Source organism: Paraburkholderia fungorum, from assembly GCF_046026025.1.
Lineage (GTDB): Bacteria > Pseudomonadota > Gammaproteobacteria > Burkholderiales > Burkholderiaceae > Paraburkholderia > Paraburkholderia fungorum_E.
The window spans coordinates 31723-47708 of the sequence record NZ_JAQQFL010000053.1 but is presented as its reverse complement, the minus strand read 5'-3'; the positions used below and the strand labels follow the sequence as shown (position 1 = coordinate 47708).

Here is a 15986-nt window from a genome sequence, read left to right as displayed (position 1 = left end):
GCTCAACCGGCTATCTCCAGCTTCGCTGGAAGGTGTCGATGCGGACTGACAAAATGTCCAAGGGGGAGTGAAGAATGAACAATGCCGAAGAACTGCTTCAGATCGCCAAAAAATTGGCAACTCAGAATACCGAGGCAATATCCGTGATTGGAGCACGCGCGATTGTCCTCACTAAATTCCTTGATGCTGTTTTACCCTATCTGACGCCCTCTCAGAGCGCCATGATCAGTCATTCGTTTCGACTAGGCATTGACGAGGTGTTGTCGCTTATGGACGAGCTTCCGGTTCCTTCTGAGTATCGAGCCACTTTAGAGGGAATGACCGAGAGCATCCTGAAAACCTTAAAAGGGTAGAGACGTCGGGCACCTATTGACGCTTCCCGAAGCGCAGAAGTGAGCTCGCTGGCGTGATGCCAACTCGTGTGCAAAACCTCGGAGCGTTCTTATGCCTGGCTCCAGCATTGACGACAAGTGGCATGGGCATCACACACAGCACGGGGTCCTTGAGGTTGAACTTCGCGAGATTAAATTTTTCAGTCGCTACTGCGATGCATCGAATCGAATTCTCGGTCATTATTTCGTTATGCAAAATATGACCATTCGCCTTGCTTAAAGAAAATCCGATTTCTTCCTAAAGCCTTCTATTGCACCAGCCGTTATTAAGGCTGCACGTCTCTTCTCCCAGTGATGTCGGCCGGAGAGCAAACGTTTGCGCTGATGCATCACCTCATACATTCTTTGAACCCAAGGAGAGCATTTTTGGCCAACACTCAGAAGGGCAGCCCGAGCACCGGGCACGATGACGGGAGCACGGCCATTTCACGGCGTACGTTTCTGTACAGCCTCGGCGCACTTGCGCTATCGGCATGCGGCGGAGAGGTCTCGGTCGCTTCAGCGGGAGGGAGCAACGGCGCGGCGCCAGCCTTGGCCATGGCAGCGAACGACACGCTCGCCCGAGCCGCGACCGGCGAGACCGCCGTCTCGACGAGCGCGGCCTTCGTGCATCCCGGTCTATTGCATCTGCAGTCGGACTTCGACCGGATGGCGGCCAAGGTCGGCGCGCAGGCTGCGCCGTGGTACGACGGCTGGCAGGCGCTGACCGCAAACGGTCATTCGAATGCGGATCAGACACTCCTCGCACAGTCCGTGATCACGCGTACCGCAACGGGCGGCAGCTATCCGCATCTGATGCAGAACATCGCGGCCGCCTATGCCAATGCGGTGTATTGGAAGGTGACTGGCAGTAAGACACACGCGGACACGGCCGTGAAGATCATGAACGGATGGTCTTCGACGCTGCAGCAGGTTACGGGCGACTCGAACCAGGATCTCGCCGCAGGCATCTACGGCTACGAGTTCGCGATTGTCGGCGAGATCATGCGGACTTATCCCGGCCTGTCGGCAGCAGACCTCGCCGCATTCCAGTCGATGATGAAGAACGTCTTCTATCCGATCAACATCGCCTTCCTGAACGGCCACAACGGCACGGACATCACTCATTACTGGGCCAACTGGGATCTGTGCAACATCGCTTCGATCATGGCGATCGGCGTGCTGTGCGACGATCATTCGCTGTTCGACGAGGCGGTCAACTACTTCCTCTCCGGCCCCGGCAACGGAGCGATCAGACAGGCCGTCTATTATCTGCATCCGGGCTACCTTGGACAATGGCAGGAGACCGGCCGCGATCAGGGACACACCACGCTCGGCATCGCGCTCGGCGGCGCGATCTGCGAGATGGCATGGAACCAGGGCATCGATCTGTACGGCTACGACAACAATCGCTTCCTCGCCGGCGCGGAGTATGTTGCGAAGTCCAATCTGTATGAGCCGGACGGCACGACCATCTACACGGTTCCTTATCTGACCTACACCAACAAGGACGTCTCGCAGACGCAGCTCTCGACGGCCTCGCAACCGACCCTTCGTCCGTGTTGGGCGCTCGTGTACAACCACTACGTCAACCGGAAGGGCCTTGCGGCGCCCTGGACGCAGAAGATGGCCTCGCAAGTCCAGCCGGAAGGCGGCCCAACCGGCAACGCGAGCGGGGCTTTCGATCAGTTGGGCTACGGCACCTTGACCTTTACCCGTGACCCCGTTGCGCCGGCCGCCACACCGAGCGGGCTGACCGCATGGCCGGGCGCGGGACAGGTTGTGCTGTCGTGGTGGGGCGTTGCCAACGGCACGAGCTACAACGTGAAGCGCGCGGCCAACTCCGGCGGCCCGTACGCGACGATCGCTCGCGGCGTCGCCGATCCTCTGACGTACACCGACAGTCCGTCGCCGGGCACCTGGTACTATGTCGTGAGCGCTCAGACGTCGTCGGGCGAGAGCGCAAACTCGGCTGAAGCCATCGCTGTCAATGGGGTGCAGTTGCATACCTGGTTGACGTTCGACGAAACCAGCGGCACCACCGCCGCCGATTCGAGCGGCAACGGTCATGCAGGCACACTCGTCGGTGGGGTCACGCATGCGGCCGGAAAGTCGAACAACGCCGTTTCGTTCGATGGCTCGAGCGGTTACGTGAGCTTGCCCGACGACCTCGTCGCCGACGTGGCGGATTTCACGGTCGCGGCGTGGGTGTTCTGGAACGGCGGCGCAGCGTGGCAGCGCGTATTCGATTTCGGCGCGGGCACGGGACGCTCCCTATACCTGTCGCCGAAGGGTGGCCCGAACAATAGTGTGCGCTTTGCGATCACGACCAACGGGGCGTACGGCGAATATCGGCTCGACGGCACTGCGGCGTTGCCGACAGGCCAATGGACGCACGTTGCGGTTACGCTGTCAGGCATGACACTAACGCTCTACATCAACGGCGCGGCAGCGAACAGCTTGAGCAACGTTCCGTTTGCGCCGTGGCGCCTCGGTCCGACAGCGCAGAACTGGATCGGACGTTCGCAGTATTCAGCGGATCCGTATTTCAACGGCCTCATCGACGAATTCCGAATCTATCGCGGCGCGCTTTCGGCCAGTCAGGTTACGGGGCTTGCGCAGGGGATGTCGTCCGTTTGAACGGTTACGCTGACCGCACGGGCCGGGCGGCGCGCACGCGGCGCCCGGCTGGAGTCGGGCGATATCACGGTGACGCCGCTGTTCTGTCACGACCTCCGCCCGTGCGCTTCACCCGCCCCATCGCTTTCCGTCTTCAGCTCGACAGGTTGAAAAGGTCATTGCGATTGCTGCAAGTCGAATATCCGAATCGCCGACACCCACTTTTGTCCGGCCGGTGTCCAGGGCGTGGGAGCCTGGAATGTCCACATTAAATCTTCCCATTGTTGAACCGCCGCATTAGTCTGCGCGGCACGAGCCATTTTGTCGGCGTCGTATATGACGTCGTCCGTTTCCATGATCATGAATAATCGCGTTCCCAAGCGATAAATCTCCATACTCAAGACGCCATGCTCGCGTATGTGCCGGATGACATCCGGCCAGACCTCACGGTGAAGCTCCTCGTAACGCGCGATCAGATCCGGATCATCTTTCAGATCAAGGGCAAGACAGTACCGCATAGGTGCTCCATTTCATAAGCAAGCCAATCGACCGCGAGCGGGTTGACGGCGAAGCGTGTCGTTTGACGGACAGCCCGCCCTGTGTGCGGTCGACGAACCGTTTACCGTCGCGCATTTTAGTGTTGTCTGCGATCATCAAATCAATCGTGTTGTTTGCTGAACTGTCTTTGCAACTCCATGATTGCGGGAAGGTGAAAGTCATCAACGTTGGGAGACGCGTTGCCTTGTCGGCAGCAGTCCGTGCCTCGTCAAGGTGCTCCGCAAACGCGGCTGATCCGCTTGCAGCGGGAGCGAATCCGCGAGCTCGATCAGCGGCAATATCCGCCTCCTGACCTTTTCGACATGGTTCTGGGCGATATCCGCGATTCGATGATTGAGGTACGGGTTGAGAAACCGCTCGCGCACGCTCGCGATATAACACTCAGCGCGACTACGCAAGCCCATTGCAATGAATACCTCAAGAACCTCTTGCTGCCAGACTGCCTCGATTCCATCTCGCAGCCGGACATCGTTCATCGCGTCGAGAACCGTTTCGGACGAAGCGCGGCGCTCGTTGAGCCACTGATCGGCCAGCCAGGTGTGGACCAGATTGAGGAAGAACAATTTCAACCGCTCGTAACTGCGCAAATCGCCCGTGAGCACAATGTTCTCGTGTACGCACGGAAGCTGCATGCCGCCGCGACGCTCGATTGCCCATAGCGCATAGGGCTCGGCTACCGCGCCGACCGGATCGATTGGCTCGGATACGATGCGGTCGACCAGGGAGTTCACCCACACGCAGTCCTCGAGCAAATAGCCGACAAAAGTCTGGGGAAGCGCCCATTGTTGGGCCAGACCGAGCACGACGTCCCGAAGCGTGTCGCCGTTGTTCGAAACGAGTTCGCACGGAAAGATTGACACGCCCGCACCGGACCTCTCGCACCATCGTGCATGAAGCAACGTCAGTAGTTTGGCGGGATAACTGTGGGGCGCGCGCGTAGGGTTCGCCAGTAGGGCGGCCGAATCACGCTCGTCGAGCCGATAGCCTGTATCGCCTGTGTTCGATACGATGACCCGCACGTCTTCGATCGTCACGCGTCGGATTGCAGCCCAGTCTTGATCAGCAGTCCATGCCGTGCGGATGGCGTGGCATTCGATCGTTTTGTCCACGACCACGCCACCTTCCACGCCGCGAATTTTCACGGGGTAGTTGCCCGCTTGCGAGAGCGCAGCGACACGCGCGCGGCTTGATGGATTCCCGGTTGTCTGCACGACGCTGATGCCGCCGATCGCATCTCCGCGCTCGAGCGCCTGAGACACGAACAGCGCGACGTGAGCCAGGAGGAATCGGCTCGTGCCAAACTGAAGTATAGGTTCGGTCATCCTTCCCGTCCCGATTGGTCAGCCGCCACCGGTCAGCACTCCACCAGCGCCTTCACCACGGTCTGCCCTGGTTCGAGCAGACGCGGGAACGCGTCCGGCACGTCCGCGAGCTGCATGCGGTGCGTGTTGAGTGCCTGGTCGGGAATGCGTCCCGCGCGCATTGCCTCGAGCACGGTTTCGAAGTCGACTGTGGTGGCGTTGCGGCTCGCGAGCAGGGTGGTTTCGCGTTTATGAAACTCGGGGTCGGAGAATGCCACCTGGCCTGGAACGATCGAGATGAGCGTGTATTTGCCGCCGTGCGCGACAAAGCCGAAGCCGCGGTTCATCGCGTCGATGTTCCCCGTCGCATCGAAGACAGCATCGAAGAACTCGCCGTCTGTCAGCGACGCGAGCTGCGCCGTATCGTCCGTGCCGACCGCGACGGCGGCATCCACGCCCAGGTGCGACTGGCAGAACGCGAGGCGGTCGGCGCGCGTGTCGAGACAGGTCACGGTGGCGCCACGCAGCTTCGCGAAGATCATCGCGGCCATACCGATCGGACCCGCTCCGACCACCAGCACCCGCTGGCCGGCCAGAACATCCGCCCGTCGCACCGCATGCGCCCCGATGGCGAGGAATTCGAGCATCGCGGCCTGATCGAGCGTCACGCCTTCGGCCTTGTGCACGAACTGCGCCGGCACGCTGAGATACTCGGTGAGCGCGCCGTCGCGATGCACGCCCAGCACCTTGATGCTGACGCAACAGTTCGTTTTCTCCTGGCGGCACGCAACGCAGTGTCCACACGACAAATACGGCATGACGTAGACGCCGTCGCCAGCGGCAAGTCCCGAGTCGGGCTCTGCTTCGACGACCACCGCGGAAAGTTCGTGGCCCATCACGCGCGGGTATTCCAGATAGGGCTGATTGCCTGTAAAGATATGAAGGTCGGTGCCGCAAATTCCGACGCGACTGACTCGCAACAGCACTTCGCCGTTTCCGCGCGCGGGTATGTCGCGCTGTTGTACGCGCAAGACGCCCGGGGATTCGCAAATGACGCTAAGCATGGTGGTTTCCTTTTGATCAGGTTAAGTGCGGCGTGTCATACGCCGACGCGATAGAAACGGCATGCATTGCCACCGGACACGTCGGGGAGTGCCGCCGTGCAAAAAAGACGCTCGCAGTCGTCTTCGCACGAGGACAGCCACTCGCCGTAATTACCGCGGATTGCTACGAGGCAAGGCGCGCAATTCATGAGCATTCATAGACCGGGGGCCAATATGAAGGAATACAGGTTGCGGAACGGGACTGTGAAGGACTGAAACGGACCTGCATCGATCCGGCGTAGCATCGCCGCAGGTCCGTAGTTGCATCAGTAGAGGACGTTCTTGGCTTCCTGGGAATCGAGGTTTTGCTTGTCGACCATGACGACGCCCGTATCGACCTGCTTCGCGACGGGTTTGTGTTCGACGACGTTCACCAGGGTTTGAATACCCTTGTAGCCCATCTGATAGGATCCCTGAACGGCGATCGCCTGAATCGTGCCATCGCGTGCGAAGTCCTGCAGGTCCTGGTTGCCGTCGAAGCCGATGGCCACCAGTTTTCCTGCCTTCCCGGACTGCTTGAGTGCGCGGCCCATGCCGACGGCGGTGGGTTCATTGGCGCCGAAAATACCCTTCAGATCGGGATTCGCCGAAAGCACGTCGGTCGTCTGATTCAACGCGGTAGCCATCTGCGACTGCGAATAGTACGGCCCGACGATTTGCAGCTTCGAATGGGCAGCGATGTACTTTCGGAAGCCTCCAACACGCCCGATTTCCGATCCGGCTCCAGGCACGTAGGACATGATGGCGATCTTGCCCGTCTGACCGACGCGATCGATCAGCGCCTTCGCGCACAGTTCCCCGGCCTTGTCGTTGTCGGTGGACAGGAACGACTGGTAATACTGCTTGCCTGCATCCGACAGTGCCGAGTCGATCAGCACGACCGGAATGTGCGCCTCCCACGCCTTTTTGATAGCCGGCACGAGGGCATCAGGATCGGACGGCGCGAGTACGATGCCCGCGACGTGCCGGTTGACTGCGTTCTCGACCATATTGACTTCGTCGGCCACAGCCGATTCAGCAGCCGGTCCCTGGAAGGTCATCGTATAGCCCTTCGCCTCGCCAAGCGCGGCATTCGCGCCTTTCTGCACGTTTTGCCAGTAGTTCGAATTGACCGTCTTGACGATCACAGCGATCTCGCCGCCTGCCGCATACGCCCCCGTCGTGAACATCGTGCAAAGCAGTGCCGATACCGCCCGTAATGGGAACTTCTTCATGTCTCGCTCCTATGTCGCGTGGTTAAACTTCTTGTGGTCACCGCTTCCGGCTTCGCAACTGGTCGATCCAGACGGTGCCCAGAATGACGACGCCGATAATGATCTGCTGAATGAAACTGGATACTCCATTCATGTTCAGACCGTTGCGAAGCACTCCGATCACGAACGCGCCGATCGCCGTGCCGGAGATCGCGCCCACGCCGCCCATCAGCGAGGTGCCGCCGATCACCGCACTCGCGATCGCATCGAGTTCGTACATGACGCCTTCGTTAGGCTGGCCGGTCACGAGCCGGGACATCAGCACGCATCCCGTCACGCCGGCCAGCACACCGGAGAGTACGTAAGTGAAGAGCTTGACGCCCTGAACGTTGACGCCGGAAAGTCGCGCTGCCTCCGCATTCGAGCCGACGGCGTGGATGTGACGGCCGAGCGAAGTCTTCGAGAGCAGTACCGAACCCGCGACGAACAGCACGATCATGATGACGACGGGGTAGGGAATACCGGGAAAGGTCGTGTCCGGAAAACCGTCAGAACCGATACGGGAGACGCGAAACAACGCACCGTTGCCGAGCACGCCAAACGCATCGCCGAGATCGGAGACGGGGCGTGCCCCGGTGATCTGCAGTGCAAGGCCGCGTGCGACCAGCATCATGCCGAGCGTCGCGATGAATGGCGGCAAGCCCATGCGCGTTACGCAGATGCCATTGACGAAACCGCACAGGCCGCCCACCGAGATACCGCCGAGCATGGCAACCGGCACCGGCATGCCGGCCTTCACGAGCAGCGCCGCCGATACCCCTGCAAGCGCGAGCACCGAGCCCACGGAAAGGTCGATGCCGCCCGTGATGATCACGCAGGTGGCGGCGACGCCAAGATATGCGATGGAGGTCACTTGCAAGCTGACGGTCATCATGTTGCCGACCGAGAAGAAAGCCGTGCTCGTGATGGAGAACGCGATCACAAGTGCTACCAGGCTGCCCAGTGCCGCGAACTTCTGGATGAGATCGCGACGCCGCTGACGCGCCGTCCGATCCACAGCCGGGTTCCGATCCGATGTCATTTCAAGCATGTGTGTGCCCCGAAGCAAAGTGCATGATTTCCTCCTGACTGGTCTGTTTCGTTTCGAGAAGCGCCGTCATCTGGCCTTCGTGAAAGACAGCAATTCGATCAGTCATCCCAAGCAGCTCCGGCAACTCCGAACTGATCAGTACGACACCGACGCCGTCTGCCGCGAGCCTGTCCATCAGCCCGTAAATGGCGAACTTGGCTCCCACGTCGATACCGCGCGTGGGCTCGTCGAAGAACAGGATCTTCGAGCCGCGATAGAGCCACTTGCCGATCACGACTTTCTGCTGGTTGCCCCCGGACAGGTTGCGTACGATCTGGCCGACTGATGGTGTGCGGATAGCCAGTTCCTGCACGTAGCGCCGCGCAACCGCAGCCTCTTCGCTAAAACGCAGGAAGCCGGCGCGCGACGAGATGCCCCGCACGTTCGCAAGCGTGATGTTCGCGGCGACGGGCATTGCGAGCGCAAGACCGTCCTGCTTGCGGTCTTCCGACAGGTAGGCGATGCCATGACGGATGGCCTCGCGCGGCGAGCGTATCGTCACGGGCTGCCCGTGAAGCGTAATCGTGCCGCCGTCGAGCCTGTCGGCACCGAAGATCGCGCGGGCGACTTCGGTACGGCCGGCGCCCATGAGGCCGCCGAAGCCGAGGATCTCGCCTTTGCGAAGCTCGAATGAAACCGGACCGAAGACGCCTGCCCGACTCAGGTCGCGCACGCTCAGCAGCACGGTGTCGGTGGGGCGCGACTGCCGCGGCGGATACGCGTCTTCGAGGGAACGTCCCACCATGCGGGCAACGATGTCGTTCACGCTCAGCGCGGAAAAGTCGTCGGTGGAAATATGGCGGCCATCGCGCAGCACGGTCACGCGGTCGACGATTTGCGCCATTTCCGCAAGACGGTGCGAGATGTAAAGGATCGCCACGCCTGCCGCTCGCAACTCCTTGATGATGCGAAAGAGCTGGACCGTTTCCGATTCGGTGAGCGACGAGGTGGGCTCGTCCATGATCAGCACGTGAGCGTCGAGCGACAGCGCTTTCGCGATTTCGACCATTTGCTGCTGCGCGATGGACAGCACTCCGACCGGCGTCGTCGGGGCCACGTTCAGGCCGACGCGTGCGAGACAACGCATCGCGTCGGCGTTGAGCTTGCGGGAGTCGACAAATGGTCCGCGTTTGGGCTCGCGTGCCAGGTACAGATTTTCCGCCACCGTCAGATGCGGTACGAGGTTGAGCTCCTGATGAATGATCGCGATCCCGGCCGCCTGTGCCTCGGTGGTCGAGTGAAACCGCACCGCTTCGCCGCGATAGCGAATGGTGCCTTCGTCCGGCCGATACTGGCCGCTGATGATCTTCATCAGCGTGGATTTACCCGCCCCATTTTCACCGCAGACGGCGTGGACCTCCCCGCGCCGCAGATCGAGGTGAATGCCGTCGAGGGCGATGACGCCCGGAAAGCGCTTGCCGATGCCCTCCAGGCGCAAGATTTCCCGGTCGGGGAACTCGCGGAGCTCGGCAGCAAGGCTGGCAGGACCGTGAAGCATCGTCATTGCGTCTCCTGTGGAACGGCCGATCTGGCGCTGCGCGCTGGTCAGTCCAATTTGCTTGAATTAAACAGAAATTTCCATAATTGGTCAAGCCAATACTAATTTATGAAATTGATCTTACCGAAATTGCTGGAGGCTGGGCTGGGGGTGAATCGACCGTCAAGTGGGGCTTTCTGCGGTTATGCTAGAGTTGTCGAACGACCCTTGACGTCGTCTATGACTGGTAATAACCCTGCAATATGAAATCGACAGAACCAAAGCGGCTTTACCAATCCGTTGCCGCCGAGATCCTCGCGCTGATTCGCAAGGAGGAGTTTCCGGCGGGTGAACGGCTGCCGCCTGAGCGTGAACTGGCGTTAAAGCTTGGCGTGTCACGTCCATCGCTGCGTGAAGCACTCATCGCGCTGGAGATCGGCGGCCAGATAGAGATCCGGATGGGGTCGGGCGTCTATGTGCGCGATGGAAGCGCGAACGACGTGAGCGCGATGGGCGCGCTTGGCGACAGTCCGTCGGAGCTGATGCAGGCGCGCGCCGCTATTGAAGGCAGCGTGGTCGTGCTTGCTTCTGCGCGCATGACGGCGGCCACGCTGGACCGCTTGCGCCGCATGATCGAGCGCATGCGTAGACTGGCGGCAGCGGGCAAATCGCCCGTCGAAGCAGACCGGCAATTCCACATGCTGATTGCGGAAACCGCAGGTAACTCGGTGCTCAGCCGCTTTGTCGGAGAACTGTTCGATGGCCGCCACGATCCTATCGCGGCCGCGATGCGTGGCCACACGGAAAGCGCTCAAACCTGGACCGCGGCGGTACAGGAACATGAGGACGTGCTAAAGGCCCTGCAAGCCGGCGACCCCATCGCCGCGCAAACAGCAATGAGAGCGCATCTCGGGGCTTCCGAGCAGCGATGGATAAGCGGCGCGTTGAAGCAGGGCACAGATTGAGGAACTGACTGCCGGCGCCCAGAGCCGGATTTTTCTCGATCCCTTCTCCGTAGCGATCACAGACCGGTTCCGGCACAACCATGAAGTTGATTTTTGTTCGTTGGCGGTGCGTCAGAATCAGGAGAACAAAGCAGATTAAGGCATCGACAACGTTGCGCTGGCGGGCCCGGATTGTCGGGCAGTGAAAATCTGTTTGGGCGAACTACTGCAGGGCGGCGCAGCGTGCGGGGTAGGGAGTACCTTACGGAAGATTCAGCATTGGTTTAGTTCGGTTTCCGGGTGTCCTGATAGCGAGGCACCTGCCGCGCATCTAGTATCCCCATACGGTGAAGGTTGTTGTGTCAGTTCGCTGCGTCGTGCCTTCAAAATGAGGACGATCCCGCCGGTATCACGGGAGGTAGTTGAAATGGAACACGACACGCACCGCTTGATACGCGAGATGAATCTGTCTTATCTTTTGCTGATCCAACGCCTGCTTGTGGAAGACAAAGCCTCGGGCATGATCAGTCTCGGCGTATCGTCGGAAGTGGCCGACGTTCTGGTGGCGCTTTCGCTCAAGGAGATCACGAGACTCGCCTCTGTTCCGCAGATGCTTTGCTCGTTCCGCTTTAATGATCACACGGTGCTGTCCGCGCTGACGCAAAGTCAGGTTGAGGTTGCCGGGATGGTGTGGTCGCCGGTGTGCAAGCCGATCGGACAGTGCGCTTGAGCTGAAGTCATTTCTTCCTGGTCTTCACGCTCACCGATCTGTTATGAGAGACCTGTCCTGCGCCAACAAGCCCATTGCCATTCTGAAGAGTCCCCGTGGGGTCGCGTCCCTATGCGCTAGCGCCAGCTTTCGCGGACCTTTTGAGCTTGCAACCGATTTCGCTATCCTTTCGTTTTCGGTGGTCAGTGTGGCCGATCCAGAGCACTAGCTCGATCTCCGTTACGAAAGTCAGTCGGTCCTAAAGTGAATATTGCCCCGGACGGCGTGGCACGTAGAATGCACCTGACTGTGCCCAGTGCGTAATTGCGACCCTTGTACGACCCGTGATCACGCGCCCGGCGGCAATTGAGTGAATCGTCTTATGAATCGTAGACAAGCATTGCTCACTGGCGTGTACGCTGGCCTGAGCGGCGTATCCGGACAGGTTTTTTCCGCGCGGCGCGCGCCGCGCGTGGTATTCCTCAACCCAGGCGAGGCTGTGCAACGCGGTACGGGAGAGCATTGGCAACTCGTCTCCCGATTCATGGCGATGGCGGCCCAGACCTTCGATATGCAACTGGAGGTTCTGTACGCGGAACGTGACCATCTACTGATGCAGCGCCAGGCAGAGCAGGTTGCGCGCCGCACCGACGCGCCGGACTACATAGTCATCGTCAACGAAAAGATGGCCGCGGCACGGATGCTGCAGACGCTGGCGCACTCGCCCGCAAAGGTCTTGCTGATCCACAATGACCTGACACCTGCACAGCGCCTTACGGTCGGCAATGAACGGCAACGGATTCCGAACTGGATTGGCACGTTGACGGCGAACGCCGAACGCGCCGGGTACCGGTTGATGGAGTTTCTGTATCAACGACTCGGCCAGAGCGGAGCGGCGGTGATTGGCATTACGGGGGACCCCAACACGCCGGTCTCGCTGGAGCGCGCTGCAGGCGTTGACGACTTCCTGTACCACGCCTCGAATGCGCGCACCTGCCAACTGGTCTTCAGCGACTGGAGCTATGAAGACAGCGATCAGAAGGCACGCGTGCTGCTAGCCCGCTATCCGGATGCCAACGTGATCTGGGCCGCCAACGATGCGATGACGCTCGGGGCACTCGACGCTGTCAGCGCGCGCAATGCGCGCGTTCTGGTGGGGGGCATAGGCGCGCTGCCGGAGGCACTGACCAGGGTGGCCGACGGCGGTCTGGCGGCCATGATGGCAGGCGACTATTTCATCGGCGCCTGGGCGATGGTTCTGTTGCACGATCACAATCAGGGCAAGGACTTTGCCGCGAACGGAGGTCTGCGCCAGAAGCTCGACTTTCTGACGACGATCGACCGCAAGAACGCGGTCCGTTACGCTGACGTCGTTTTCAGGAGCGGAGCGATACTCGACTTTGGCCTGTATTCGAAAACCCGATATCCGCGTCCGGGCCCCTACGACTTCAATCTCCGGTATCTGCTGAACACTACATCCAGGGTCTCATGATGCGTGTGTCCCCACGGCTTACGCTACGCTCGCCCAGTTTGCATACCAAACTGATGGTCGCGCTCGTCGTCCTTGTCGCGATAGTGGCCGGCACCTCGGCGTATGGGCTCGTCGCGCACGAACGGCAGCACCGATTCGCCGAACTGGACGAGCGCGCCACCCGGATCGCGGATCTGCTCAGCCGCTCGCTCGCTCAACCTTTGTGGAACATCGATCTTGGCGCGATCAACGGCCAGCTTGCCGCGCTTGCGCCGAATCCCGAAGTGGCTCAATTCACGGTTACGGCAGTGGGCTACGGCACGGTGTCCACTGCGGGAAGCGCTATCCAGCCGAGCCCCCGCGACAGCGTGGTGCGTGTCAGGGCAATCGAGTACACCCCACCCGGCAATGTGCCGAGGGAAAAGATCGGCGAGGTTCGTGTCGTCCTGACCAAGGCGGTGGCCGAACGGGCGATCAGCGACGCGCGCCTGGCCATTCTTGCCTTGATCGCCGCCGTCGTTGCCGTGCTTTACGCCGCGACCTTCCTGTTGCTCAAGCGAATGGTACGCAACCCGATCAACTGTCTTGAGGAGATGGTCGACCGGATCGCGAGCGGCGACTTTCATGCGCGCTGCGCTGTTGAATCAGGCGATGAATTGGGCAGGCTCGCCTTGCGCGTCAATGTCATGGCCGACCGGCTTCAGGAATCGACGGTGTCTCTGAGCGCTAGTGAACGGAAATACCGCAGTATCGTTGAGAATGCCCTCGAAGGTATCTTCCTGCTCAATACGAACGGGCGACTGAATGAAGCTAATCCGGCAATGGCGCAACTGCTCGGCTGTCGCGACGTGCACGACCTTATCGAGGCTGCGGCGAACGCCCCCTGCAAACAGCCGTTCTCGCCGGAGCAAATTGCAACCCTCTTCGACATTCTGCGCAAGCAGGGTGAGATAGTGGGACTGGAGCTGCAGTTAAGGCGTCTCGACGGAACCCCGATCTGGGTTCAACTGAATGCACGCCGCGTGACAGGTGACGACGGCAGCGTGATGGGACTTGAAGGCCTGCTGACGGATATCACGGCTCGCAAGCAGGCAGTGGAGAACCTGCGACGCCATCGCGACCAGCTCGAACTGGAAGTCAGTGTGCGCAAACGGACCGAGCTGGAACTGCTGGCGTCGCGCGAACGGCTGCAGCAGTTGTCGGCCCATCTGGAAGCCATTCGCGAGGAGGAAAGAAAGCATATCGCGATGGAAGTTCACGACGAACTCGGGCAGTTGCTGACTGCGTTGAAAATGGACGTGTCGTTGCTGAGGATGCAACTGGTGGCCGGTTCCCCCGCCATGCAAAAAGCCGAGCAGATGCGCGATCTGGTTGAGCAAACCATCCAGATCGTGCGTAACGTGGCCAGCCACCTTCGGCCGGTCGCGCTGAATTTTGGCCTTGCCTCCGCGCTGGAATGGCTCGCCGGGGATTTCTCCCGTCACACCCACATTCCGTGTTACTTCAATGTCAAGGGATCCGAACCAACCTTCTCGGATTTCCGCGCGACAGCGCTATTCCGTATCGTGCAGGAGTCGCTGACCAACGTGGCCCGCCATGCCGGTGCATCGCGTGTCGATGTGACGCTGGGCAACACTGAAGCGGGTGTCGAGTTGACCATCAGCGACAATGGCCGCGGCTTTGATATGGTTGCCGCCCGGGCCGGGTACTCGTACGGCCTGCAGGGCATGGCCGAGCGCGCCAGATTGATCGATGCGAAGCTGCACATTGAGAGCGCGCCCGATTCTGGCTCTGTCGTGCGACTTTTCGTTCAGGAAGATGCCGTTGTTTGTTGATGTCCACCCAGAAACGACCGGTGGGTCAGTATTCCGTTTTGAATCAGGACGTGTGCAGTGAATGAATTTTTAACGACAGTAGAAAGCGTGTCCATGCTTACTCCTCCAGTCGGTGTAGTGCGTGCCTTGCGATCATCAGTTCTTCATTGGTTGGAATGACCCAGACGTCGACGGCGCTTTGCGGATCGCTGATGCGCGGCCCGTGCGTCGCGTTCGCCTGCGTATCGAGCGAGACGCCCAGCCATGCGGCCGCCCGACACACGCGTTCGCGTACGGGCGCCGCATATTCGCCGATACCCGCTGTGAATACGATGGCGTCGATCCCGCCGAGCGCGGCCGCGAGCGAACCGAGTTCACGCGAGATCCGGTAGCAGAAGAGGTCGACGGCTTCTGCGGCAGCAGGCGCGTCGCTCGCTAGCAGGGTGCGCATGTCGCTCGAAATACCGGAGACGCCCAGCAGGCCCGAGCGCTTGTAGAGCAGGGTTTCGATCGCATGCGCATCCATGTGCGCCTCTTCCATCATCCACAGCACCACGCCGGGGTCCAGGCTTCCCGAGCGTGTGCCCATGACCAGCCCTTCGACGGCTGTGAAGCCCATCGTGTTGGCGATACTCCTGCCGTGCTGCAGCGCCGTCATGCTTGCGCCGTTGCCGAGATGCAGCACGACTGTCTTGCCGTACGCAGCGCGTTCGTCGTATTGCGGCAGAACGTTCGCGATGTACTCATACGAGAGACCGTGAAACCCATAACGCCGCACGCCGCGCTGTGTGATTTCGGGCGGTAGCGCAAAGCGGGTCGCCACGGCGGGCTGGGTATGGTGGAACGCGGTGTCGAAGCACGCGATTTGCGGCACCCGCGGATCACGCGCCGCTATCGACCGGATCGCCGCCAGGTTGTGCGGCTGATGCAGCGGCGCGAGCGGGATGAGCGCCTCAAGCTCGGCGAGCACGTTCGCATCGACACGCACGGGCGCTGAATAACGTTCGCCGCCATGCACGACGCGGTGGCCGACGGCGAGCAGGCGCGCATCGCCTGCGTGCGCGCGCAGCCATTCCAGCAGGAATGCGATCGCGTTGTCGTGGCCCAGACGTTCGCCCGCAGGCCAGCGTTTGTCTTCGACGATTTCACCGTCTTGCCGTTTGACCTGAAAGCGTGGGTTGCTGTAGATCTCTTCGATCTTGCCACCGGCGATGGGGTCGAGTTTGCCGTCGCTTGCCGAGAACGCGTGAAACTTGATACTGGAAGATCCCGCATTGATGACCAGAATGACGTCCAT

General features: G+C 60.6%; 13 protein-coding genes. 6 read left to right on the top strand and 7 right to left on the bottom strand.

The window, feature by feature from the left end:
* Positions 1 to 74 precede the first annotated feature (74 nt).
* Positions 75 to 353 carry a hypothetical protein gene (locus tag PQR67_RS36240; protein ID WP_408467604.1) on the top strand — a complete coding sequence of 93 codons (279 nt, stop codon included), beginning with the start codon at positions 75 to 77 and terminating at the stop codon, positions 351 to 353.
* A 405-nt stretch (positions 354 to 758) separates the two neighbouring features.
* Positions 759 to 3011 (top strand): LamG-like jellyroll fold domain-containing protein, encoded by a 2253-nt coding sequence (locus tag PQR67_RS36235; protein ID WP_408467603.1) that lies wholly within the window; start codon positions 759 to 761, stop codon positions 3009 to 3011.
* 155 nt (positions 3012 to 3166) lie between these two features.
* Here PQR67_RS36235 and PQR67_RS36230 read toward each other — a convergent pair whose 3' ends face one another.
* The 6 genes from PQR67_RS36230 to PQR67_RS36205 form a co-directional block, all read right to left on the bottom strand.
* Positions 3167 to 3508 carry an L-rhamnose mutarotase gene (locus PQR67_RS36230; RefSeq protein WP_408467602.1) on the bottom strand — a complete coding sequence of 114 codons (342 nt, stop codon included), beginning with the start codon at positions 3506 to 3508 and terminating at the stop codon, positions 3167 to 3169.
* 201 nt (positions 3509 to 3709) lie between these two features.
* Positions 3710 to 4870 (bottom strand): mannitol dehydrogenase family protein, encoded by a 1161-nt coding sequence (locus PQR67_RS36225; protein WP_408467601.1) that lies wholly within the window; start codon positions 4868 to 4870, stop codon positions 3710 to 3712.
* A 32-nt stretch (positions 4871 to 4902) separates the two neighbouring features.
* The gene (locus PQR67_RS36220; RefSeq protein WP_408467600.1) at positions 4903 to 5913 is read right to left on the bottom strand and encodes a zinc-binding alcohol dehydrogenase family protein; all 1011 of its coding nucleotides are present in this window, start codon (positions 5911 to 5913) and stop codon (positions 4903 to 4905) included.
* A gap of 305 nt (positions 5914 to 6218) precedes the next feature.
* Positions 6219 to 7166, bottom strand: a complete 948-nt coding sequence (locus PQR67_RS36215) for an ABC transporter substrate-binding protein (RefSeq protein WP_408467599.1) — start codon at positions 7164 to 7166, stop codon at positions 6219 to 6221.
* 37 nt (positions 7167 to 7203) lie between these two features.
* On the bottom strand, positions 7204 to 8235 hold the full coding sequence (locus PQR67_RS36210; protein WP_408467598.1) for an ABC transporter permease: 1032 nt from the start codon (positions 8233 to 8235) through the stop codon (positions 7204 to 7206).
* Complete coding sequence (locus PQR67_RS36205; protein ID WP_408467597.1) at positions 8228 to 9778, bottom strand: sugar ABC transporter ATP-binding protein; 1551 nt, start codon at positions 9776 to 9778, stop codon at positions 8228 to 8230. The genes PQR67_RS36210 and PQR67_RS36205 overlap by 8 nt, the downstream gene beginning before the upstream one ends.
* Before the next feature lie 236 nt (positions 9779 to 10014).
* On the opposite strand from PQR67_RS36205, the gene PQR67_RS36200 reads away from it, so the two are divergent.
* The 4 genes from PQR67_RS36200 (at position 10015) to PQR67_RS36185 (ending at position 14710) form a co-directional block, all read left to right on the top strand.
* Positions 10015 to 10716 carry a FadR/GntR family transcriptional regulator gene (locus PQR67_RS36200; protein ID WP_408467596.1) on the top strand — a complete coding sequence of 234 codons (702 nt, stop codon included), beginning with the start codon at positions 10015 to 10017 and terminating at the stop codon, positions 10714 to 10716.
* A gap of 406 nt (positions 10717 to 11122) precedes the next feature.
* Positions 11123 to 11425 carry a flagellar transcriptional regulator FlhD gene (gene flhD, locus PQR67_RS36195; protein WP_408467595.1) on the top strand — a complete coding sequence of 101 codons (303 nt, stop codon included), beginning with the start codon at positions 11123 to 11125 and terminating at the stop codon, positions 11423 to 11425.
* A 361-nt stretch (positions 11426 to 11786) separates the two neighbouring features.
* Positions 11787 to 12896 carry an ABC transporter substrate-binding protein gene (locus tag PQR67_RS36190; protein WP_408467594.1) on the top strand — a complete coding sequence of 370 codons (1110 nt, stop codon included), beginning with the start codon at positions 11787 to 11789 and terminating at the stop codon, positions 12894 to 12896.
* 53 nt (positions 12897 to 12949) lie between these two features.
* A complete protein-coding gene (locus PQR67_RS36185) occupies positions 12950 to 14710 on the top strand; it encodes a PAS domain S-box protein (RefSeq protein WP_408467593.1) in 1761 nt (586 codons plus the stop codon).
* 97 nt (positions 14711 to 14807) lie between these two features.
* Here the strand turns inward: PQR67_RS36185 and PQR67_RS36180 are convergent, their stop codons facing one another.
* The gene (locus PQR67_RS36180) at positions 14808 to 15986 is read right to left on the bottom strand and encodes an acetate/propionate family kinase (protein ID WP_408467592.1); all 1179 of its coding nucleotides are present in this window, start codon (positions 15984 to 15986) and stop codon (positions 14808 to 14810) included.

Bases quoted from the DNA above. Each gene is read 5' to 3' on its own strand.
- PQR67_RS36240 (WP_408467604.1), top strand. From the start codon at position 75: ATGAACAATGCCGAAGAACTGCTTCAGATCGCCAAAAAATTGGCAACT.
- PQR67_RS36230 (WP_408467602.1), bottom strand. From the start codon at position 3,508: ATGCGGTACTGTCTTGCCCTTGATCTGAAAGATGATCCGGATCTGATC.
- PQR67_RS36225 (WP_408467601.1), bottom strand. From the start codon at position 4,870: ATGACCGAACCTATACTTCAGTTTGGCACGAGCCGATTCCTCCTGGCT.
- PQR67_RS36220 (WP_408467600.1), bottom strand. From the start codon at position 5,913: ATGCTTAGCGTCATTTGCGAATCCCCGGGCGTCTTGCGCGTACAACAG.
- PQR67_RS36215 (WP_408467599.1), bottom strand. From the start codon at position 7,166: ATGAAGAAGTTCCCATTACGGGCGGTATCGGCACTGCTTTGCACGATG.
- PQR67_RS36210 (WP_408467598.1), bottom strand. From the start codon at position 8,235: ATGCTTGAAATGACATCGGATCGGAACCCGGCTGTGGATCGGACGGCG.
- PQR67_RS36205 (WP_408467597.1), bottom strand. From the start codon at position 9,778: ATGACGATGCTTCACGGTCCTGCCAGCCTTGCTGCCGAGCTCCGCGAG.
- PQR67_RS36200 (WP_408467596.1), top strand. From the start codon at position 10,015: ATGAAATCGACAGAACCAAAGCGGCTTTACCAATCCGTTGCCGCCGAG.
- flhD (WP_408467595.1), top strand. From the start codon at position 11,123: ATGGAACACGACACGCACCGCTTGATACGCGAGATGAATCTGTCTTAT.
- PQR67_RS36190 (WP_408467594.1), top strand. From the start codon at position 11,787: ATGAATCGTAGACAAGCATTGCTCACTGGCGTGTACGCTGGCCTGAGC.
- PQR67_RS36185 (WP_408467593.1), top strand. From the start codon at position 12,950: ATGGTCGCGCTCGTCGTCCTTGTCGCGATAGTGGCCGGCACCTCGGCG.
- PQR67_RS36180 (WP_408467592.1), bottom strand. From the start codon at position 15,986: ATGGACGTCATTCTGGTCATCAATGCGGGATCTTCCAGTATCAAGTTT.